Here is a 17781-nt window from a genome sequence, read left to right on the forward strand (position 1 = left end):
GAATGCGGTGATTGTGATGGGATTCAAAGATTGGCAAGGCCTGATGCCCTCACCCTGGCCCTCTCCCACGGGGAGAGGGGACCGATCGAGCGTTTCTGCCTCGCCGTAGCGCATCAGGGGTTGCGGCCTGGGCCCTCAGACAGAAAGACGGGGGGATGATGCGCGTACCAGGCCCGGTGCCTGCCACATGGATGTTGTCAGCCCGCTATCCACCAGACCAAGCTGATCGGCATACACCGCCTGCCACTTCTGCATCATCTCGTTATATAACTCGCGATGCTGCGGGTTCGGCGTGAACTCCCGGCTCCATTTCACCAGTCGTTCACCGGTTGCCGCCATATCGTCATACAGACCCGCCCCGACGCCTGCGGCAATGGCGCAGCCCAGCGCGGTGGCCTCTTTGACTTCCGGCACGCGTACAGGAAGGCCTGTGACGTCACTTAAAATCTGGCTCCACAGCGCCCCTTTTGAACCGCCGCCCGCAAACACCAGGCTGTCGAACTTCACGCCGGAAAAGCGGGAAATCTGTGCCAGGTTACAGGCTGAGACGATGGCGGCATTCTCTTCCAGCGCGCGGAACAGCGTCGCTTTATTGCATTTTTCCGGGTCGATGGAGAGGTTAATAAACGACGGCGCCGCGTGGTACCACTGCTTGAAATGCATCGCATCGGAGAAGATCGGCATCACGCCGTGGGAGCCCGCCGGAACGCGAGCAGCCATCTCTTCCAGCAGGCTATAGGTGTCCATTCCCATACGCTCGGCAATCAATTTTTCTTCCGCGCAGAAGGCGTCACGGAACCAGCGCATGGTTAAGCCGGTAAAGAAACTGATCGACTCCGCCTGCGCCATGCCTGGGATCACATGCGGGTTTACGCGAATATTCATCTCCGGGTCGGTCCGCACCTGCGGCAAGTTGACCACCTGTTGCCAGAATGTCCCCCCCAGCACTGCCGTCTGTCCGGGGCGTACCACCCCCAGCCCCAGACAACCCAGTTGGACATCGCCGCCGCCCATGATTACCGGCGTGCCTTCGCGCAAACCGCTCTCCTGTGCCGCCTCTCTGGTCACTTCGCCCAGCACGCTGCCGGTCTCTTTTACAGGCGAAAGAATATCGGCGCGCAGTCCGGCCATATCCAGCAGGGAAGGCCGCCAGTCACGGGTAAACAGATCGAGCATGCCGGTGGTGCCCGCGTTGGAAGGATCGACCGCCAGCCAGCCGGAAAGGCGCGCCGCCAGCCAGTCGCTGATCATGGTGATCGTGACCGCGTTGCGATAGATATCCGGGCGATGGTGAGCCAGCCAGAGCAGGCGTGGCATCGCGCTCAGGGCCAGCGTCTGCCCGGAGACCTCATAGACTTCGGATTCGAAGCGATCGTTGTGGATCTCTTTGAGTTCGGCCACTTCCCGGCTGGCGCGCGCGTCGACGTTGGCGCAGGCCCAGATGGCATCACCGTACTGGTCATACAGCACAATGCCTTCGCGCATGGAACAGCAGGCGATGGACTTGATATCCGCACCGGAAAGACCCGCGTTCGCCAGCGCCTGGCGAATGCACTGGCAGGCCAGTTGCCAGTTGGTGGCGAGATCGAACTCCATTGAGCCCGGCACATTTTCCACGCTCAGGTGTTTCCATTCCGCCTGGCCGACGGCAACCTGTCTCCCGGTTAAATCGAAGATCACTGCACGAATGCTGCCGGTCCCTGCATCTAACGCTAAAAGGTAACTCATGGGCTTGCCTCGCTGTTATCAGCGCAGCGCGGCAAGCGGCGCGTTATTGCGCCAACGCCAGGACCGCGCGTGCTGTTGTTTCTTCCGTCACCAGGCCATTGATACGGCGGCCTTTGAGTGCGGCATAAATCGCGTCTGCCTTTTCCACGCCCCCGGCGGCACCGATGATGGTCGGCAATTGCGCCAGCTCATCCAGGGTGACGCCGAGTAATTCCCGATGAATCTCCAGCCCTTCGACCCGTTCACCATCGGCCTGCAAAAAGAAGCCCAGGATGTCGCCGACGGCCCCTTTGCGCGCATACATCAGTTGTTCGCCTTCGCTGATATAGCCCGAGCGCAGGATCGTGGCATCGCGCTTCTGATTCACTGATCCAATACCCACCACGGCAACATCGGCGGCGGTGGCGGCGAGGATCACATCCCGCACGCTCGATTCCCGTTTCAGGATCTCTGCCACCTCCGGCGACGATACGCGCAATGGCGCGGGGATCATGCTGACGCTACAGGCGGCATCCAGTTGGCCAATCCCGGTCATGTAGGGGCCGACCCCGCCGGAGAGCGTCACCAGGCGAATTTGCTGCGAACTGATAAACCCGCTCAGGTGCTGCAGACAACTCATAGTGGTTTCGCCAAATCCCACCGCCAGAAGCTGACCCGGCTCCAGCACTCCCATTAACGACTGTGCGGCGCCAATCCCGAGCCGCACGCTCATGGGCGGGGTATTCAGGGCTGGCAGCACGCGGGTCAGGCGTAAGCCAAACTGGCGTTGCAGCTCCGTTTCCAGCGCCAGACACCCTTCATAGCGGGAGTTAATCTGTACGCGGATCACCCCGGACTGCCGCCCCTTCTCCAGCAGGCGCGAAATCTTGAGGCGCGGTAAACCCAGCCGCTCGCCGATATCGTTTTGTGTCAGGCCGTCGTGGTAGTAACACCAGGCCACACGGGCCACCAGCTCTTCTTCTGCCAGCGCCAGACCTGCAAAGCGTCCTTCTTCTAATGTTCTTTTTTCGCTCATATCTGAACTCTTATAAAAATTTAGATCATATGTTCGTGCTTGCCTGCGGTGAAAATGTGAGCCGCCTGGCAAAACAGATCTTTTGATGTCGCTGTTGGAATAGAGAGATCCAAATACATAAAAGTGTGATCACTGCACGGTTGTAAATATAGTTCACCGTCTACGCTTTTGAACATTATTGAAATAAAAAATCATTTGTTCAATAGCGGGGCTGCAATGAATCCACTGATTGAAGCGCGAGGTATCAATAAGCAATTTTCAGGCGTCACGGTCCTGAAAGGCATTGATTTCACGCTGTATTCAGGCCAGGTCCATGCGCTGATGGGCGGTAACGGCGCGGGAAAATCGACGCTAATGAAAATTATCGCCGGGGTGGAAACGCCAGACAGCGGTGAACTTTTCGTTTGCGGCAAGGCGTTTGCGCGCCTTAAGCCGAATCAGGCGCATCAGCTTGGTATCTATCTGGTCCCGCAGGAACCGATGCTGTTTCCCAACCTGAGCGTGCGGGAAAATATCCTGTTTCGCCTGCCGCGCAGCGCACAACATGACGCGTTGCTCACTGAGAAACTGCAGCAGCTTAACTGCCAGCTTAACCTGCAGGCTGCCGCCAGTACGCTGGAAGTGGCCGATCAGCAAATGGTTGAGATCTTACGCGGCCTGATGCGCGACGCGAAGATCCTGATCCTCGACGAACCCACCGCCTCTCTTACGCCCGGCGAAACTGACCGACTTTTCCGCCAGATCCGCGCCCTGCAAGAGCTGGGTGTTGGGATTGTTTTTATCTCTCATAAATTGCCGGAAATCCGCGCGCTCGCAAGCCATGTCTCGGTGATGCGCGACGGGGCTGTAGTGCTGAGCGGTGAAATCGCCAGCCTCGACGACAACGCCCTGATTACCGCCATGACGCCCGCGAGCCGCGAAAAAAGCTTAAGCGATACCCAAAAACTGTGGCTGGCGCTGCCGGGCAATCGCCGTACCCAGCCGCAGGATTTCCCGGTGCTGCGGGTGGATGATCTGACGGGGGAGGGGTTTATCGATCTCAGCCTTGAGATCCACGCCGGGGAGATCGTTGGTCTGGCAGGGCTGGTGGGATCCGGGCGTACCGAGTTTGCTGAAACCCTTTATGGCCTGCGCCCGGTGCGCGCGGGGCGTATCTGGCTGGAGAACCGTGAGATCAGTGGCGATTCCACCCGCGCACGCCTGGCGCGCGGGCTGGTTTATCTGCCGGAAGACCGCCAGGTGTCGGGGTTGTTTCTTGATGCCCCGGTACGCTGGAACACGGTTGCCCTGAATGAACCCTCTCTCTGGCAGCAGCGCAAACGTGAAGCAGCGGTGGTGGAGCGCTATCACCGGGCGTTGGGGATCAAGCTGAATCATGCGGATCAAATTGTCCGCACCCTCTCCGGCGGGAACCAGCAAAAGGTGTTGCTGGCGCGCTGCATGGAGGCCAACCCGCTGTTGCTGATTGTCGATGAACCGACGCGCGGGGTGGACGTGGCGGCGCGGGCGGATATTTATCAATTGATCAAAAGCGTGGCGGCGCAAAACGTGGCGGTGCTGATGATCTCAAGCGATCTGGATGAGTTTCCAGGGCTGGCCGACCGGGTGCTGGTTATGCATCAGGGCCGACTGAGCGGGGAACTGCCGCGCCATGCGGTGAGTGTGGATCGCATGATGACACTGGCTTTCGGCGGGGGACAGCCATGAAAACATTACTGAAAAACCGTGAGCTCAGCGCGTTTCTGGCTATCCTGGCGCTGTTTGTGGTGCTGGTGGCGCTGAACCCTTCCTTTTTCAGCCTGCAAACCGTGGGCATGATTTTCGCCAGTAGCCAGATCCTGATGTTGCTGGCGCTCGGCGCAACGCTGGTGATGCTGACCCGCAATATTGATGTGTCGGTGGGCTCTACAGTGGGGCTGTGCGCCATTGCCGTCGGGGTGGCGCTGAACAGTGGCTACAGTCTGCCTGTCGCCATGCTTTTCTCCCTGGCGATTGGCGCCCTGGCCGGGGCCTTTAACGGCCTGCTGGTGGTGGGACTGAAAATTCCGGCGATTGTGGCAACGCTGGGTACGCTCGGGCTGTATCGCGGGGCAATGTTGCTGTGGACAGGCGGTAAGTGGATTGAAGGGCTGCCTGCCAGTCTGAAATCACTCTCTGTGGCGGGGGCGACCGGGGTTTCCCCTCTGGGCTGGCTGGTGCTGCTGATGCTCGGCGCAGGGACCTGGGTGCTGGCGCGCACGGCGTTTGGCCGCGACTTTTATGCGGTGGGGGATAATCTCGCCGCCGCCCGCCAGCTCGGTGTCGGTGTGAACCGCACGCGGATGCTGGCCTTTACCCTGAATGGCGTGCTGGCGGCCTGCGCCGGGATTGTCTTTGCCTCGCAGATTGGCTTTGTACCGAATCAGACCGGCAGCGGGCTGGAGATGAAAGCCATCGCCGCCTGCGTGCTCGGCGGTATCTCGCTGCTTGGCGGGACGGGAACGCTTGTCGGCGCGTTTCTCGGTGCCTTTTTCCTCACCCAAATCGACACCGTGCTGGTGCTCTTTAAGCTCCCGGCCTGGTGGAATGACTTTATCGCGGGTCTGGTGTTGCTCGGCGTGCTGGTGCTGGACGGACGTTTACGCCAGGCGCTGGCCCGCCATCAACGGCAACTGAAATACAGCCGCTTTGTGCCCGGCAATAAGGGGAGCAAAAACGTGGCCCCTTTTCCCAAACGTAAAAACAAAGAGGTGGCGTAAATGAAGCTCAACTGGGAATTTGCGCTGCTGCTGTTACTGGTGCTGGAGATCCTGCTTTTTGGCGCGCTGAACCCGCGCATGCTGGACGTCAATATGCTGCTGTTCAGCACCAGTGACTTTATCTGTATTGGCATTGTGGCGCTGCCGTTGACGCTGGTGATCATCAGCGGCGGTATCGATATCTCGCTTGGCTCGACTATTGGCCTGTGCGCCATCGCGCTGGGAGTGATGATGCAGGCGGGCTGGCCGATGAGCGTGGCCATAGTGCTGACGCTGGCGCTTGGGCTGCTATGCGGGCTGGTCAACGCGGCGTTGATTCACTACACCGGCATCAGTCCGTTGGTCATTACCCTCGGCACGCTTTATCTCTATGGCGGTGGCGCGCTGTTGCTCTCCGGCATGGCGGGCGCGACGGGTTATGAAGGTATCAGCGGTTTCCCGGATAGCTTTACCGCCTTTGCCAATCTCACTTTGCTGGGCCTGCCCGTACCGCTGGTGCTGTTTGCGGTGATCACGCTGTTTTTCTGGCTGATCACGCACCGGGCGCGTTTTGGCCGTCACCTCTTTTTACTCGGGCAGAACCCGCGTGCGGCGCGCTATGCGGCGCTGTCGGTGAACGGTATGCCTTACGCACTTTACGGGCTGGTCGGGGTGGCATCGGCCATTGCCGCCGTGGTGCTGGTCTCTTATTTCGGTTCAGCGCGTTCCGATCTGGGGCGCGATTTGCTGATGCCTGCACTTACTGCCGCAGTGTTGGGCGGGGCCAATATTTATGGTGGTTCAGGTTCGGTGCTGGGTACTGCGCTGGCAGCGTTGCTGGTGGGGTATTTACAGCAGGGGTTACAGATGGTCGGCATCCCCAACCAGGTGTCGAGCGCGTTGTCAGGGGCGCTGTTGGTGGTGGTGGTGATGGGACGTTCGCTGAGTCTGCACCGGGAATGGGTGCGTATGACCTGGCATCGGGTTCTCTCGCGTTAATTTTTTGGAGCATGAGATGAAGACAAAACTGATAGTGCAACTGAGCGCGCTGGCGCTGGCGGGTAGCGTCATGGCTGCCCAGGCGGCTGACCGTATCGCCTTTATTCCCAAACTGGTTGGGGTGGGCTTCTTCACCAGCGGCGGCAACGGCGCGAAAGAGGCGGGAAAAGACCTGGGTGTGGATGTGACCTATGACGGCCCGACCGAACCGAGCGTTTCCGGCCAGGTTCAGCTCATCAACAACTTCGTCAACCAGGGCTACAAGGCCATTATTGTCTCCGCCGTTTCGCCGGATGGGCTGTGCCCGGCGCTGAAACGGGCGATGCAGCGCGGTGTGAAAGTGCTGACCTGGGACTCCGATACCAAGCCTGAGTGTCGCAGCATCTACATCAACCAGGGGACGCCAGAGCAACTGGGTGGTCTGCTGGTGGAGATGGCTTCAAAACAGGTAACCAAACCGAATGCCAAAGTCGCTTTCTTCTATTCAAGCCCAACGGTGACCGACCAGAACCAGTGGGTAAAAGAGGCGAAAGCCAAAATCGAGAAAGATCATCCCCAGTGGCAAATCGTCACCACCCAGTTTGGCTATAACGATGCGACCAAATCGCTGCAAACCGCAGAAGGGATCTTAAAAGCGTATCCGGATCTGGACGCGATCATTGCGCCGGATGCCAATGCTCTGCCAGCGGCAGCGCAGGCTGCGGAGAACCTGAAACGGGAAGGAGTGGCGATTGTCGGCTTTAGTACCCCGAACGTCATGCGCCCATATGTAGAGCGCGGTACGGTGAAAGCCTTTGGCCTGTGGGATGTGGTGCAACAGGGGAAAATTTCGGTGAATGTCGCCGAACATCTGCTGAAAAAAGGCGATCTTAACGTGGGCGACAGCGTCGACGTGAAAGATATCGGCACGCTTAAAGTCGAGCCAAACAGCGTGCAGGGCTATCAGTATGAAGCGAAAGGCAACGGGATTGTGCTGCTGCCGGAACGCGTGGTGTTCACCAAAGAGAACATTGGCAAATACGACTTCTGATGGGAGGAAACGATGGCGGATTTAGATGACATTAAAGATGGCAAAGATTTTGGCCTCGACCGGCCGCAACAGAATGTGCCGTTTACGCTTAAAGGCTGCGGGGCGCTGGACTGGGGGATGCAGTCGCGCCTGTCGCGCATCTTCAACCCGAAAAGCAACCGCACGGTGATGCTGGCGTTTGACCACGGCTATTTTCAGGGGCCGACTACTGGCCTTGAGCGTATCGATTTATCCATCGCCCCGCTGTTTGGCGAAACGGACGTGCTGATGTGTACCCGTGGGGTGCTGCGAAGCCAGGTGCCGCCCGCTACCAATAAACCGGTGGTGCTGCGGGCGTCGGGAGGTAACTCTATTCTGACCGAACTGTCGAACGAGTGTGTGGCGGTAGCGATGGAGGATGCCCTGCGGCTGAACGTCTGTGCGGTGGCGGCCCAGGTTTATATCGGCAGCGAGCATGAGCATCAGTCGATCAATAACATTATCAAGCTGGTGGATGCCGGGAACCGTTACGGTGTCCCTACGCTTGCGGTCACCGGCGTCGGCAAAGAGATGGCGCGGGATGCACGCTATTTTTCGCTGGCCAGCCGTATCGCCGCCGAGATGGGGGCGCAGTTTGTCAAAACCTACTTTGTCGAAGAGGGGTTTGAGAAAGTCACCGCCAGTTGCCCGGTGCCGATTGTGATTGCCGGGGGCAAGAAATTGCCTGAGCTGGAGGCATTAGAGATGTGTTTTCGCGCCATCGACCAGGGGGCGTCCGGCGTGGACATGGGGCGCAATATCTTCCAGTCCAGCGCGCCGCTCGCCATGCTCAAAGCAGTAAAAAAAGTGGTACACGAGAATATGAGCGCCCGTGAGGCGTATCAGTTCTGGCAGGAAGAGAAACAGGGAGAGCAACAATGAATGTGACGCTGGTGGAAATTAACATCAAGCCGGACAAGATCGATGAGTTTCTTGAGGTGTTTCGCGCCAATCACGAGGGGGCAGTGAAGGAGCCGGGAAATCTGCGTTTTGATGTGTTGCAGGATCCGAAAGTGAAGACGCGGTTTTTTATCTACGAGGCGTATAAGGATGAGGCTGCTGTGCTGGCGCACAAGGAGACGCCACACTATCTGGCCTGCGTGGCGAAGCTGGAAGATCTGATGTCGGAGCCGCGTAAGAAAAGGGCGTTTGTGGGGCTGATGCCGGAATAGCGGTTTGGAGTGGTGCGCGGTGTTTACCTCACCCTGACCCTCTCCCCAAAGAGGAGAGGGGACCGATCGAGCGGGTGGGGGGCTGTTTTTCACCCTCTCCCTTGAGGGAGAGGGCAGGGGTGAGGGGGAGAAGGGCGCACCGTCTTTACGCTTCTTCCACCGCCACGCGCATTGCTGCCAGCGCGGTGCGTGCCGCTTTGAGTACCTGTTCACACTGTTCAATCGTCAGTGTTAACGGCGGTTCAATACGAATAGTTTTCGAATTGTTGAGTGTCCCGGCAACCAGTACACGCTGGCGGAACATTTCGCTCGCAAACGTATAGCCGATTTCGTTATCCACAAACTCGATAGCCATCAGCATCCCTCTGCCGCGTGCATCCTGCACCAGGTCCGGGTATTCACGCGCCAGCAGGCGGAAGCCGTCTAGCAGCATGTCACCTTTCTGCTCTGCCTGTGCCGGTAAGTTCTCTTCCAACAGCACGTTGATGGTCGCCAGCGCGGCCGCACAGGCCAGCGGGTTACCGCCAAACGTAGTGGTATGCAGGAAAGGATTATCGAACAGGACGGAGAAGACCTCTTCGGTCGCGATAGTCGCGCCGATCGGCATCACGCCGCCGCCGAGCGCTTTCGCAAGACATAAAATGTCCGGCTGGACGTTCTCATGCTCGCAGGCGAACATCTTGCCCGTACGGCCCATCCCGGTCTGCACTTCATCAAAGATAAGCAGCGCGCCAAACTCATCACACAGCTTACGTACGGCCGGCAGATAACCCTGCGGTGGCAGGATAACGCCGCCTTCGCCCTGAATGGGCTCAAGGATCACCGCAGCGACATCATCGCCGGTTTTATGACATTCACTGAGCAGGGTACGCATGGCCTCGATATCGCCAAACGGCACATGACGGAAGCCCGGCAGCAACGGCATAAACGGTTTACGGAAGGTCGATTTCGCCGTCGCAGACAACGCACCCAGGGATTTACCGTGGAACGCGCCGCTGGTCGCGACAAAGGTAAATTTGCCCCGTGGCGACTGATACGCTTTAGCGAGCTTTAATGCCGCTTCGACGGATTCCGTGCCGCTGTTGCTAAAGAAGCTGTATTTGAGTTTGCCAGGGGCTAATGCCGCCAGCGTTTTTGCCAGCATCGCCCGCAGTGGGTCGAGAAGCTCCTGGCTATGCAGAGGTTGTTTTGCGAGTTGATTCTGTACGGCGGAAACCACTACTGGATTACGGTGCCCCACATTGAAGATACCAAACCCACCCAGACAATCTAAAAACTCCTGTCCCTGGGTGTCGACAAGCGTATTCAAACTTCCCGCTTGCCACTCTACGGCTCCGTAATCCCCGCCGGCAGTAACAGATTTTCGATACTCTAAAAACCCCGGATTGACATGCTCTTTAAAGTATTCTCGTACCTCTCGGTTTAATTCTTTCATCTCCTCATGATCAAGCTTTCGTTTCTCTATGAGGTTCAGTGCGTGTGCGCTGCAGGCAAGAGCCGATGCGCTGGAAGGTAATCTGTTCAAAATATGCTCCCGGGGCTCGCGTATCACATGATACTGATTTAAGTATTGCAGGGATTGCGCCACATCGAAGCCGTAAATGAAAATCGGGATAAACACCAGGGAAAAATGCATTTGTACGAGATTAGATCCCGGATCTTACCCTTTGTTACGCTCTGAAATAGAGGAAAAGAAAACGCGCAGTGCGCGTTTTTTAAGCGAAATGCACCGTGGTGGTGCGATTATTGCCTCATTTTCGCGCAGCGATAAATCAGGAAAACTTGGTAGTTTCAAAACGTTACTATATAAATCAGCAGCTTAAAATCATACAAATAGTGCGGTTTAATCGCAAATTGCGATCTAAATCAAATTTAACAACTAAAGATAAATTCATTATCGCCGAAATAACATTCGATAAAATTTTTAACAGCCGAATAACTTGCAAAGGATGCTTATCATGTCTGCTCCGCCGTTTGTCACGCAACGGGAATACACCCTTGATGCTGACACCACCCTGATGTCGACCACCGATTTGCAAAGCTATATCACCCACGCCAATGACACCTTCTCTCAGGTAAGCGGCTTTGAGCTGGACGAACTGATCGGCCAGCCGCACAACCTGGTACGCCACCCGGATATGCCGAAAGCCGCCTTTGCGGACATGTGGTACACCCTGAAACAGGGCGAACCCTGGAGCGGTATTGTTAAAAACCGCCGTCGGAATGGCGATCATTACTGGGTACGGGCTAACGCTGCACCAATGGTGCGTAACGGAAAAGTGACGGGCTATATGTCCATTCGTACCCGCGCCACCCAGGAAGAAATTGCCGCTGTCACACCTTTATATAAAGCCATTCAGGAAGGGCGAGCTAAAAAGCGGATCCATAAAGGGCTGGTGGTTAGCCGGGGCTGGCCGGGTAAACTGCCCTCTCTGCCATTACGCTGGCGGACACGCGGGGTGATGGCGCTCTTGTGGATGGTGCTGGCGGCTGGTCTGTGGCTTTCCGGGAATGGTCCGGCGACGATTTTGTTGAGTGCCGCGATCTTGCTATTGGGCTGTGCCTGCCTTGAATGGCAAATTGTGCGCCCGGTTGAGGAAGTCGCCCGTCAGGCCCTCAGCGTGGCGACCGGTGAACGTAACAGCGTGACGCATCTGAAACGTAGCGACGAACTGGGTCTTACTCTGCGGTCCGTTGGGCAGTTGGGGTTAATGTGTCGCTGGCTGATTCACGATGTTTCCGGTCAGGTGAGTAGCGTACGCAGCGGTAGCGAAACGCTGGCAAAAGGTAACGACGATCTGAACGAGCGTACTCGCCAGACCGTCGTCAATGTGCAGCAGACCGTTGCCACGATGAGCCAGATGGCCGCCTCGGTGCAAAATAATTCCCATACCGCGACAGAGGCTGACAAGCTCTCCAGCTCCGCCAGCAGCGCGGCGGCGAATGGAGGAAAAGCGATGGAAACGGTGGTGAAAACGATGGACGAAATTGCTGACAGTACGCAGCGCATCGGTTCAATCACCGCATTGATTAATGACATCGCTTTTCAGACCAACATCCTGGCGCTCAATGCCGCAGTGGAGGCCGCCCGTGCCGGTGAGCAGGGCAAAGGTTTTGCGGTGGTGGCCGGGGAAGTTCGCCACCTTGCCAGCCGTAGCGCCAGTGCGGCAAATGATATTCGCAAGTTGATTGATGCCAGCGCCAGCAAAGTGCAATCGGGCTATGAACAGGTCCATGCGGCAGGCAGGACAATGGATAATATCGTCACCCAGGTTCAAAACGTGACCTCCCTGATTGGCCAGATTAGCCAGTCGACTTCTGAACAGGCGCAAGGGCTGTCAGAGCTGACCCATGCCGTGGCAGAGCTGGATACCATCGCGCAAAAAAATGCCGGGCTGGTAGCCGAAAACGCCAATGTTTCCTCAATGGTAAAACACCGCGCCAGCCGTTTGCAGGACGCCGTTTCCGTGCTGCATTAATTCCTCTCCCTCTCTATTTATAGAGAGGGAATTTTCTCTTTGTATTTATTTAACCTTGTTTTTTATATGGTTATATTGCATCTTTTAATTTGTTCTATTTATATTTATAAAATGTTAAATTAATATTAAATATAGTTTCTTTTTTGAACAATTATATTCCATTTAATTTAACTTGTTATTCCTATTAAAAAAGAATTAAGTGGCGTTAATATACGTTGCGCAACTTCTTCCCTCAGAACATATAACGATCGATAGATCTCAATTAATAGCTGATAACTATCAGAATAATCACAACTGAAATAAAAAAACGATCAATCTCATAAAGTTAGCGCAGCGGTTACCGATAACATGCAGTGGAGATATTATTTCTGGCGTCTCTTTTAAAGAAACGCATCTAACTCTTTGTTGAAAAGGGTTTTTTCGCAAAATTATAATCATGTGCATGGGGGAATATATGTTTTTACATGATGTAAAAATTGGTGCGAAATTATTTTTCGCGTTCGGATTTTTTATTGTCTTGATGGTAGCCAGCTCCGCTCTTTCACTGTTCAGTCTGAATCGTGCTAATAATGGAATGCAGGATATTATTCACAATGATTATCCGACCACCGTAAAAGCCAATCAACTCATCGATAACTTCCAGAGCTTTGTCAGTACGCAGCAACTTATGTTACTGGACACGGATGGTAAATGGCAGGCAGAGACCGAGAAGCAGCTCGGCGAAATTAGTTCCCGCGTAACGGTTCTTCTGGACGATCTGACAAAAAACCTCCATGACAGCGAATCGCAAAAAATCCTCGCCGAGATTAAAGATATCCGTCAGCAATTTCTGGACTCGCGTTTTCGTATTCTGGAAGACGTGAAGAAGGATGATCATTCGGCGGCTATCACTGAAATGATGACCAAAATGGTGCCAATCCAAAAAGCCTACAAAGAGAAAGTGCTGGCCCTGATTGCTATCCAGGATGCGCAGATGCGTCATGGTAGTGAGCAGGTTCAAAGCGATTTCAGCACCAACCGTTTACTGCTGATTGCCCTGGCGATTATCAGTATCGGCGTGGGTACGCTTTTGGGATGGGTGATAGTGCGCGCCATTACTCGCCCGCTGCGTGAAGCGGTGACGTTCGCCGAGGCGATTGCCAGCGGTGATTTAACCCGCACTATCCACTCCGACTATCGTGATGAGACCGGTATCCTGCTGCGTGCTTTGATGGAGATGAAAACCCGCCTGGTGGACATTGTTCAGGAAGTGCAGTTTGGCTCGGCCAGCATCTCAAGCGCCGCGGCGCAAATTGTGGCCGGAAACCAGGATCTGGCGGCCCGCACAGAGGAGCAGGCCAGCTCTGTCGAACAGACTGCATCGTCGATGGAGCAGATTACCGCGACCGTGAAAAACACGGCCGATCACACCACCGAAGCCACCAGCCTGTCTGCGGATGCGGCCAATGTGGTTAAAAACAATGGCGAGATGATGAAACAGGTCACCGAGAAGATGCGTGTGATCAATGAGACCTCCAACCGTATGTCTGACATCATCAACCTGATTGACGCCATCGCCTTCCAGACCAATATCCTGGCGCTAAATGCGGCAGTGGAAGCGGCACGTGCAGGCGAGCATGGTCGTGGCTTTGCGGTTGTGGCCGGTGAAGTGCGTCAACTGGCGCAAAAAAGTGCCGCATCTGCCAATGAAATCCGCCAGCTTATTGAAAACTCCACCAGCCAGACCCGTGAGGGCATGGCGCTGGTGGAAAAAGCCAGCAGTTTGATCAACGGCATGGTGAGCAACGTTCAGGAGATGGATGTGATCCTGCGCGAGATAGGCCAGGCAAGCCGCGAGCAGACCGACGGTATTTCACAAATCAACAGCGCTATCGGGCTGATTGATTCCACCACGCAACAGAACTCAAGCTTGGTGGAAGAGTCCGTTGCGGCGGCGGCGGCGCTTAATGAGCAGGCGACGCACCTGCGCGAGCTGGTGCAAGTTTTCCGCCTGCGTGAAGACGGGGCGATGGCTTAATCCAGTTGAGAGATATCCAGCGCCGCCCGGTCGATAATACCGATAATTTGTTTTAACTGGGCGGCGCTGATTTCTGACTGGTTAACTTTCAAATCCAGCACCGCCTTGAAGTTTTCCAGCGCGCGCTTCATTTGCGGATCTTTTCGTAACTGATAACCCACGCTTCGCGCCTTGATTCGCGCCTGAATATGCTGCAGGTGCTCGCTATTTTCGGCAAGCCACGCCTGACCTTGCGAGGTAATGGCTATCTTTTTACGACCACCGTCTTCCTCGTGAATAATAATAAACTGCTGATCCTGCAAGAGATCCAGCGTCGGGTAAATCACACCCGGACTGGGTGTGTAATTTCCCTGGGTCAGGGTTTCGATCTCTTTAATCAACTCATAACCATGGCTGGCATTACGGGTCAGGATATCCAGGATAACCAGGCGTAATTCGCCGTGGCCGAAAAAGCGCTGACGCCGTCCGCCGCCGCGCCCATGATGGGCTTCGCCGTGGTGGCCGCGATGATGTTCCCCGCGACGCCCGGCGTGACACTCGCTGTCGTGACCCTGCTGGCATTCTTCATCGAATGCATTGTGATGATGTCGCATGTTCTGCTCCCTGGTTAATTTGATATATCTAATTTATATCTAAAATTAAAAATATGACAAGTCTGGTTCTGTTTATTTTTATAGTTTATTGATTTTAATGGTTTTTAATTTTCTTTTTTGCAGGTTGTGCGCTTCTGATTTTATGTATCTAAAAAAGGCTTGCCATCTCAATAAACAGCAATCATTATCATTTAAAAATCAATTTAGATATATCGTATTCAATTTCACGAAGGCCGATTATGACAATCAAACAACAACGTTATCCGCAGCGTGTACGCAATGAGTTGCGTTTTCGCGAGTTGACTGTGTTACGCGTCGAGCGTGTGGGGGCCGGATTTCAGCGCATTGTGCTGGGCGGCGAGGCGCTGGAGGGGTTTATCTCTCGCGGGTTCGACGACCATACCAAAGTCTTTTTCCCACAGCCGGGTAGCGCGTTTACGCCTCCACAGGTAACCGATGAGGGCATCGTTTGGGCTGAGGGTCCACGCCCTGCAACGCGTGATTACACACCGCTGTATGATGAGCGCCGCCAGGAGCTGGCGATCGATTTCTTTATTCATGAAGGTGGTGTGGCAAGCACCTGGGCGATGCAGGCCCGGGCAGGCGACAAGCTGACCATCGGCGGACCGCGTGGATCGCTGGTGGTGCCGGAAGATTATGCCTGGCAGTTGTATGTGTGCGATGAGTCCGGGATGCCGGCGTTGCGTCGTCGGCTGGAAGGGTTAAACCGCCTGACGGTGCGCCCGGAAGTCAAAGCGGTGGTCACCGTAGGGGACGCCTCGTACAAAGATTATTTCGCCCATTTGAGTGATTACAACATTGATTGGGTGATTGGCCATGACGGGCAGACGGTGGTGGAAAAGCTGACGCCGGTTGCTGTGCCGTCGGAAGACTATTTTATCTGGCTGACGGGCGAGGGTGCGGTCGTGAAAGCGTTGCTGGATCACTATGCGACTGACGCTATCGACCAGCAACGGGTTCGTGGTCAGGCTTACTGGCATAAGAAGTAGTTCGCTGCAGTTCCCCTTTACCCGTTCACGTGTTCGGAGGTTCCATTTCGCCATGAACATAAGGTGAACGGAACCCACCTCCTGAGCTGCATATTCCCCTCACCCTGGCCCTCTCCCCAAAGAGGAGAGGGGACCGTTCGTGCTCGCATTTTTGTGGGGATTCCTCAGGCCAGAGGGAGGGGGAGAAAACCGGTCGTAGATACTGTAAACGTCTTCAACCTTGTTAGCCACGACTGACTCTTTTTGCCGCATGACAACCACTGCGACAACTTTGTAACCCCTTGGCGCGGAGCGTGCAGCGAGGGGGTTGAGTCCCCGCTGAAATCGGTGAGACGAAGACCCGATGACAAGGGCAGGCCGCCAGGGATGGCGGACTGAGGTTTGTCGAGACAGGACGTCGAGTCAAACCGACCGCAGGCAGCGGGGCGGGAGGCGAACGCAGTGCGAAGCACCGATTTCTTTGCGGGGCCGCGGGGATTGTAAAGGGGAACGCGGTGTTCCCCTTTACCCGTTCACGTGTTCGGAGGTTCCATTTCGCCATGAACATAAGGTGAACGGAACCCACCTCCTGAGCTGCATATTCCCCTCACCCTGGCCCTCTCCCCAAAGAGGAGAGGGGACCGTTCGTGCTCGCATTTTTGTGGGGATTCCTCAGGCCCAGGGAAGAGGGAGAAAACCGGTTGTAGCACGGATAAGGCGCCTGCGCCGCATCCGGGAGGTTGCAGATTACGCCACTTCGTCGTATTCGGCTTCGCTCACCTGCTGCTCCAGAGATTGACGAATCTCGGCAAGGGCTTTCTCTTGCTGGCGGAAATACCCTTCCTGATCGGTCAGTGACGACACCAGTTGCCACGACTCCTCTTTCTCCAGCGCATTCAGCTCATCGATCAGGCTGGCAATATGCTGCTTCACCTCATGAATACGCTGGCGCAGGCGGGCAAGATCGTTAAGACGATCGCTGGCCATTAACGGCTCCAGCCCTTTTTGCAGGCGGGTTAACAAAAGGCGAATTGCCCCCAGATCGCCGCGCTGCCTGGCCTGATTCAACTGAACCATCATGGCATGCGCCTCTTCTTTAAAGGCATCGTCCACCAAATCCGGGTGGCAAAGTTTACTGGCCTGGCGCCACAAGCGTTTCAGCTCAACGCGCTCATCCGGTGACATTTTCTGCTCGAAGCCAAAACGCTGCTCGGCATCGTGCTGTTGTTCCTGGTAATCTTCATACTCCTGGCGCGCTTCATCCCGCGCCTGACGCGCCGGTTCATCTTCACGCGTTAAGCCTTGCTCCAGCTCCTGCGCTTCGGCCAGCAAAGAGGCGATCAGCGCATTCTGCTGCTGCAAATGCTTACGCGCTTCCGCAGCCTGCGGGGACTGGGGCGGAAAACTTTGCCAGCGGCGGGTAAGGGTGACCAGCACCTCCACCGCCTGCGACAGATATTTCTGGCAGCGAAGATAATCGGCCTCACGACGATGCGCTTCGGCTTCCTGGCGACGCACGGCGGCTTCGGCGAGGATCTTACGCAGGCGCAGGATCTGTGACATCAGTGGCCCAAGACGGGTGAGGTACAGATCGTTGAAATCATCCAGCAACTGAATGCGGGTGTTACGTTTATCGATTAACTCACGCAATTGCTCTTCCAGCGCTTTCAGTTCCAGTTTGCTGGCGGCAACCTGGGGATCCTGCCACTGCACCACTGAACGCTGGCTCTGCAGCCAGGCATTGATAGTGCGCAACGCATCGGAAAAGTTTTTCTCTTCAAGCGCCCATACGATGAACGCCAGTTCACTGTCGGTGACTTCGTTTTTTAGAAAAGGAAGCTGGCTCTGAATAATGCCTTCGTCTTCCAGTTCAATGGCGTACTTAATGATCTCAAGCCGTTTTATGGGTTTGTTCATGGTCTTTCGCTAAGGCGCTTAAAGATTGAGTTAATGGTAGTTGGTAATGATCAAACACGAAATAAGCTCATTGTCGTACCCGCAGCCGCTGCGTTCAACCCTGAAAG

General features: G+C 55.5%; 15 protein-coding genes. 10 read left to right on the top strand and 5 right to left on the bottom strand.

Annotation, left to right across the window (positions count from 1 at the left end; genetic code table 11):
- Positions 1–135 precede the first annotated feature (135 nt).
- Together lsrK and lsrR are read right to left on the bottom strand one after the other, a co-directional pair.
- Complete coding sequence (lsrK, locus tag C5523_RS03525) at positions 136–1728, bottom strand: autoinducer-2 kinase (RefSeq protein ID WP_108700588.1); 1593 nt, start codon at positions 1726–1728, stop codon at positions 136–138.
- A 43-nt stretch (positions 1729–1771) separates the two neighbouring features.
- A complete protein-coding gene (gene lsrR / locus C5523_RS03530; protein WP_039078174.1) occupies positions 1772–2743 on the bottom strand; it encodes a transcriptional regulator LsrR in 972 nt (323 codons plus the stop codon).
- Between the two features lie 216 nt (positions 2744–2959).
- On the opposite strand from lsrR, the gene lsrA reads away from it, so the two are divergent.
- From lsrA to lsrG, 6 genes are read left to right on the top strand one after another with little or no spacing between them, the layout of a single operon-like run.
- Positions 2960–4450, top strand: coding sequence for an autoinducer 2 ABC transporter ATP-binding protein LsrA (lsrA, locus tag C5523_RS03535; RefSeq protein ID WP_039078173.1), 1491 nt, complete (start codon positions 2960–2962; stop codon positions 4448–4450).
- Entirely contained in the window at positions 4447–5481 is a 1035-nt protein-coding gene (lsrC, locus tag C5523_RS03540; RefSeq protein ID WP_108700589.1) for an autoinducer 2 ABC transporter permease LsrC, read from the top strand. Before lsrA ends, lsrC begins: the two co-directional genes overlap by 4 nt.
- Positions 5482–6459 (top strand): autoinducer 2 ABC transporter permease LsrD, encoded by a 978-nt coding sequence (gene lsrD, locus C5523_RS03545; RefSeq protein WP_039078171.1) that lies wholly within the window; start codon positions 5482–5484, stop codon positions 6457–6459.
- Between the two features lie 16 nt (positions 6460–6475).
- Positions 6476–7489 carry an autoinducer 2 ABC transporter substrate-binding protein LsrB gene (gene lsrB, locus C5523_RS03550; protein ID WP_071194480.1) on the top strand — a complete coding sequence of 338 codons (1014 nt, stop codon included), beginning with the start codon at positions 6476–6478 and terminating at the stop codon, positions 7487–7489.
- A gap of 12 nt (positions 7490–7501) precedes the next feature.
- Positions 7502–8389: a 3-hydroxy-5-phosphonooxypentane-2,4-dione thiolase gene (gene lsrF / locus C5523_RS03555; protein ID WP_071194481.1), complete on the top strand. Its 888-nt coding sequence runs from the start codon at positions 7502–7504 to the stop codon at positions 8387–8389.
- A complete protein-coding gene (lsrG, locus tag C5523_RS03560; RefSeq protein ID WP_108700590.1) occupies positions 8386–8679 on the top strand; it encodes a (4S)-4-hydroxy-5-phosphonooxypentane-2,3-dione isomerase in 294 nt (97 codons plus the stop codon). Before lsrF ends, lsrG begins: the two co-directional genes overlap by 4 nt.
- Before the next feature lie 145 nt (positions 8680–8824).
- Here the strand turns inward: lsrG and ygjG are convergent, their stop codons facing one another.
- Complete coding sequence (gene ygjG / locus C5523_RS03565) at positions 8825–10204, bottom strand: putrescine aminotransferase (RefSeq protein ID WP_047373471.1); 1380 nt, start codon at positions 10202–10204, stop codon at positions 8825–8827.
- Between the two features lie 142 nt (positions 10205–10346).
- Here ygjG and C5523_RS27370 point away from each other — a divergent pair, with 142 nt between their 5' ends.
- The 3 genes from C5523_RS27370 (at position 10347) to C5523_RS03575 (ending at position 14175) form a co-directional block, all read left to right on the top strand.
- Entirely contained in the window at positions 10347–10502 is a 156-nt protein-coding gene (locus tag C5523_RS27370) for a hypothetical protein (RefSeq protein ID WP_172960871.1), read from the top strand.
- Between the two features lie 135 nt (positions 10503–10637).
- A complete protein-coding gene (locus C5523_RS03570; RefSeq protein WP_108700591.1) occupies positions 10638–12158 on the top strand; it encodes a PAS domain-containing methyl-accepting chemotaxis protein in 1521 nt (506 codons plus the stop codon).
- A gap of 454 nt (positions 12159–12612) precedes the next feature.
- Complete coding sequence (locus C5523_RS03575; protein ID WP_039078166.1) at positions 12613–14175, top strand: methyl-accepting chemotaxis protein; 1563 nt, start codon at positions 12613–12615, stop codon at positions 14173–14175.
- Here C5523_RS03575 and C5523_RS03580 read toward each other — a convergent pair.
- Positions 14172–14768, bottom strand: coding sequence for a PadR family transcriptional regulator (locus C5523_RS03580; RefSeq protein ID WP_079497081.1), 597 nt, complete (start codon positions 14766–14768; stop codon positions 14172–14174). The genes C5523_RS03575 and C5523_RS03580 overlap by 4 nt on opposite strands.
- A 236-nt stretch (positions 14769–15004) precedes the next feature.
- Between C5523_RS03580 and C5523_RS03585 the strand changes: the two genes are divergently transcribed.
- Positions 15005–15778, top strand: a complete 774-nt coding sequence (locus C5523_RS03585) for a siderophore-interacting protein (protein WP_304596238.1) — start codon at positions 15005–15007, stop codon at positions 15776–15778.
- 726 nt (positions 15779–16504) lie between these two features.
- Here the strand turns inward: C5523_RS03585 and C5523_RS03590 are convergent.
- On the bottom strand, positions 16505–17674 hold the full coding sequence (locus tag C5523_RS03590) for a DNA repair protein (RefSeq protein ID WP_039078163.1): 1170 nt from the start codon (positions 17672–17674) through the stop codon (positions 16505–16507).
- Positions 17675–17781: the final 107 nt, after the last annotated feature.

Source organism: Phytobacter sp. SCO41, from assembly GCF_003073275.1.
Taxonomy (GTDB): domain Bacteria; phylum Pseudomonadota; class Gammaproteobacteria; order Enterobacterales; family Enterobacteriaceae; genus Phytobacter; species Phytobacter diazotrophicus.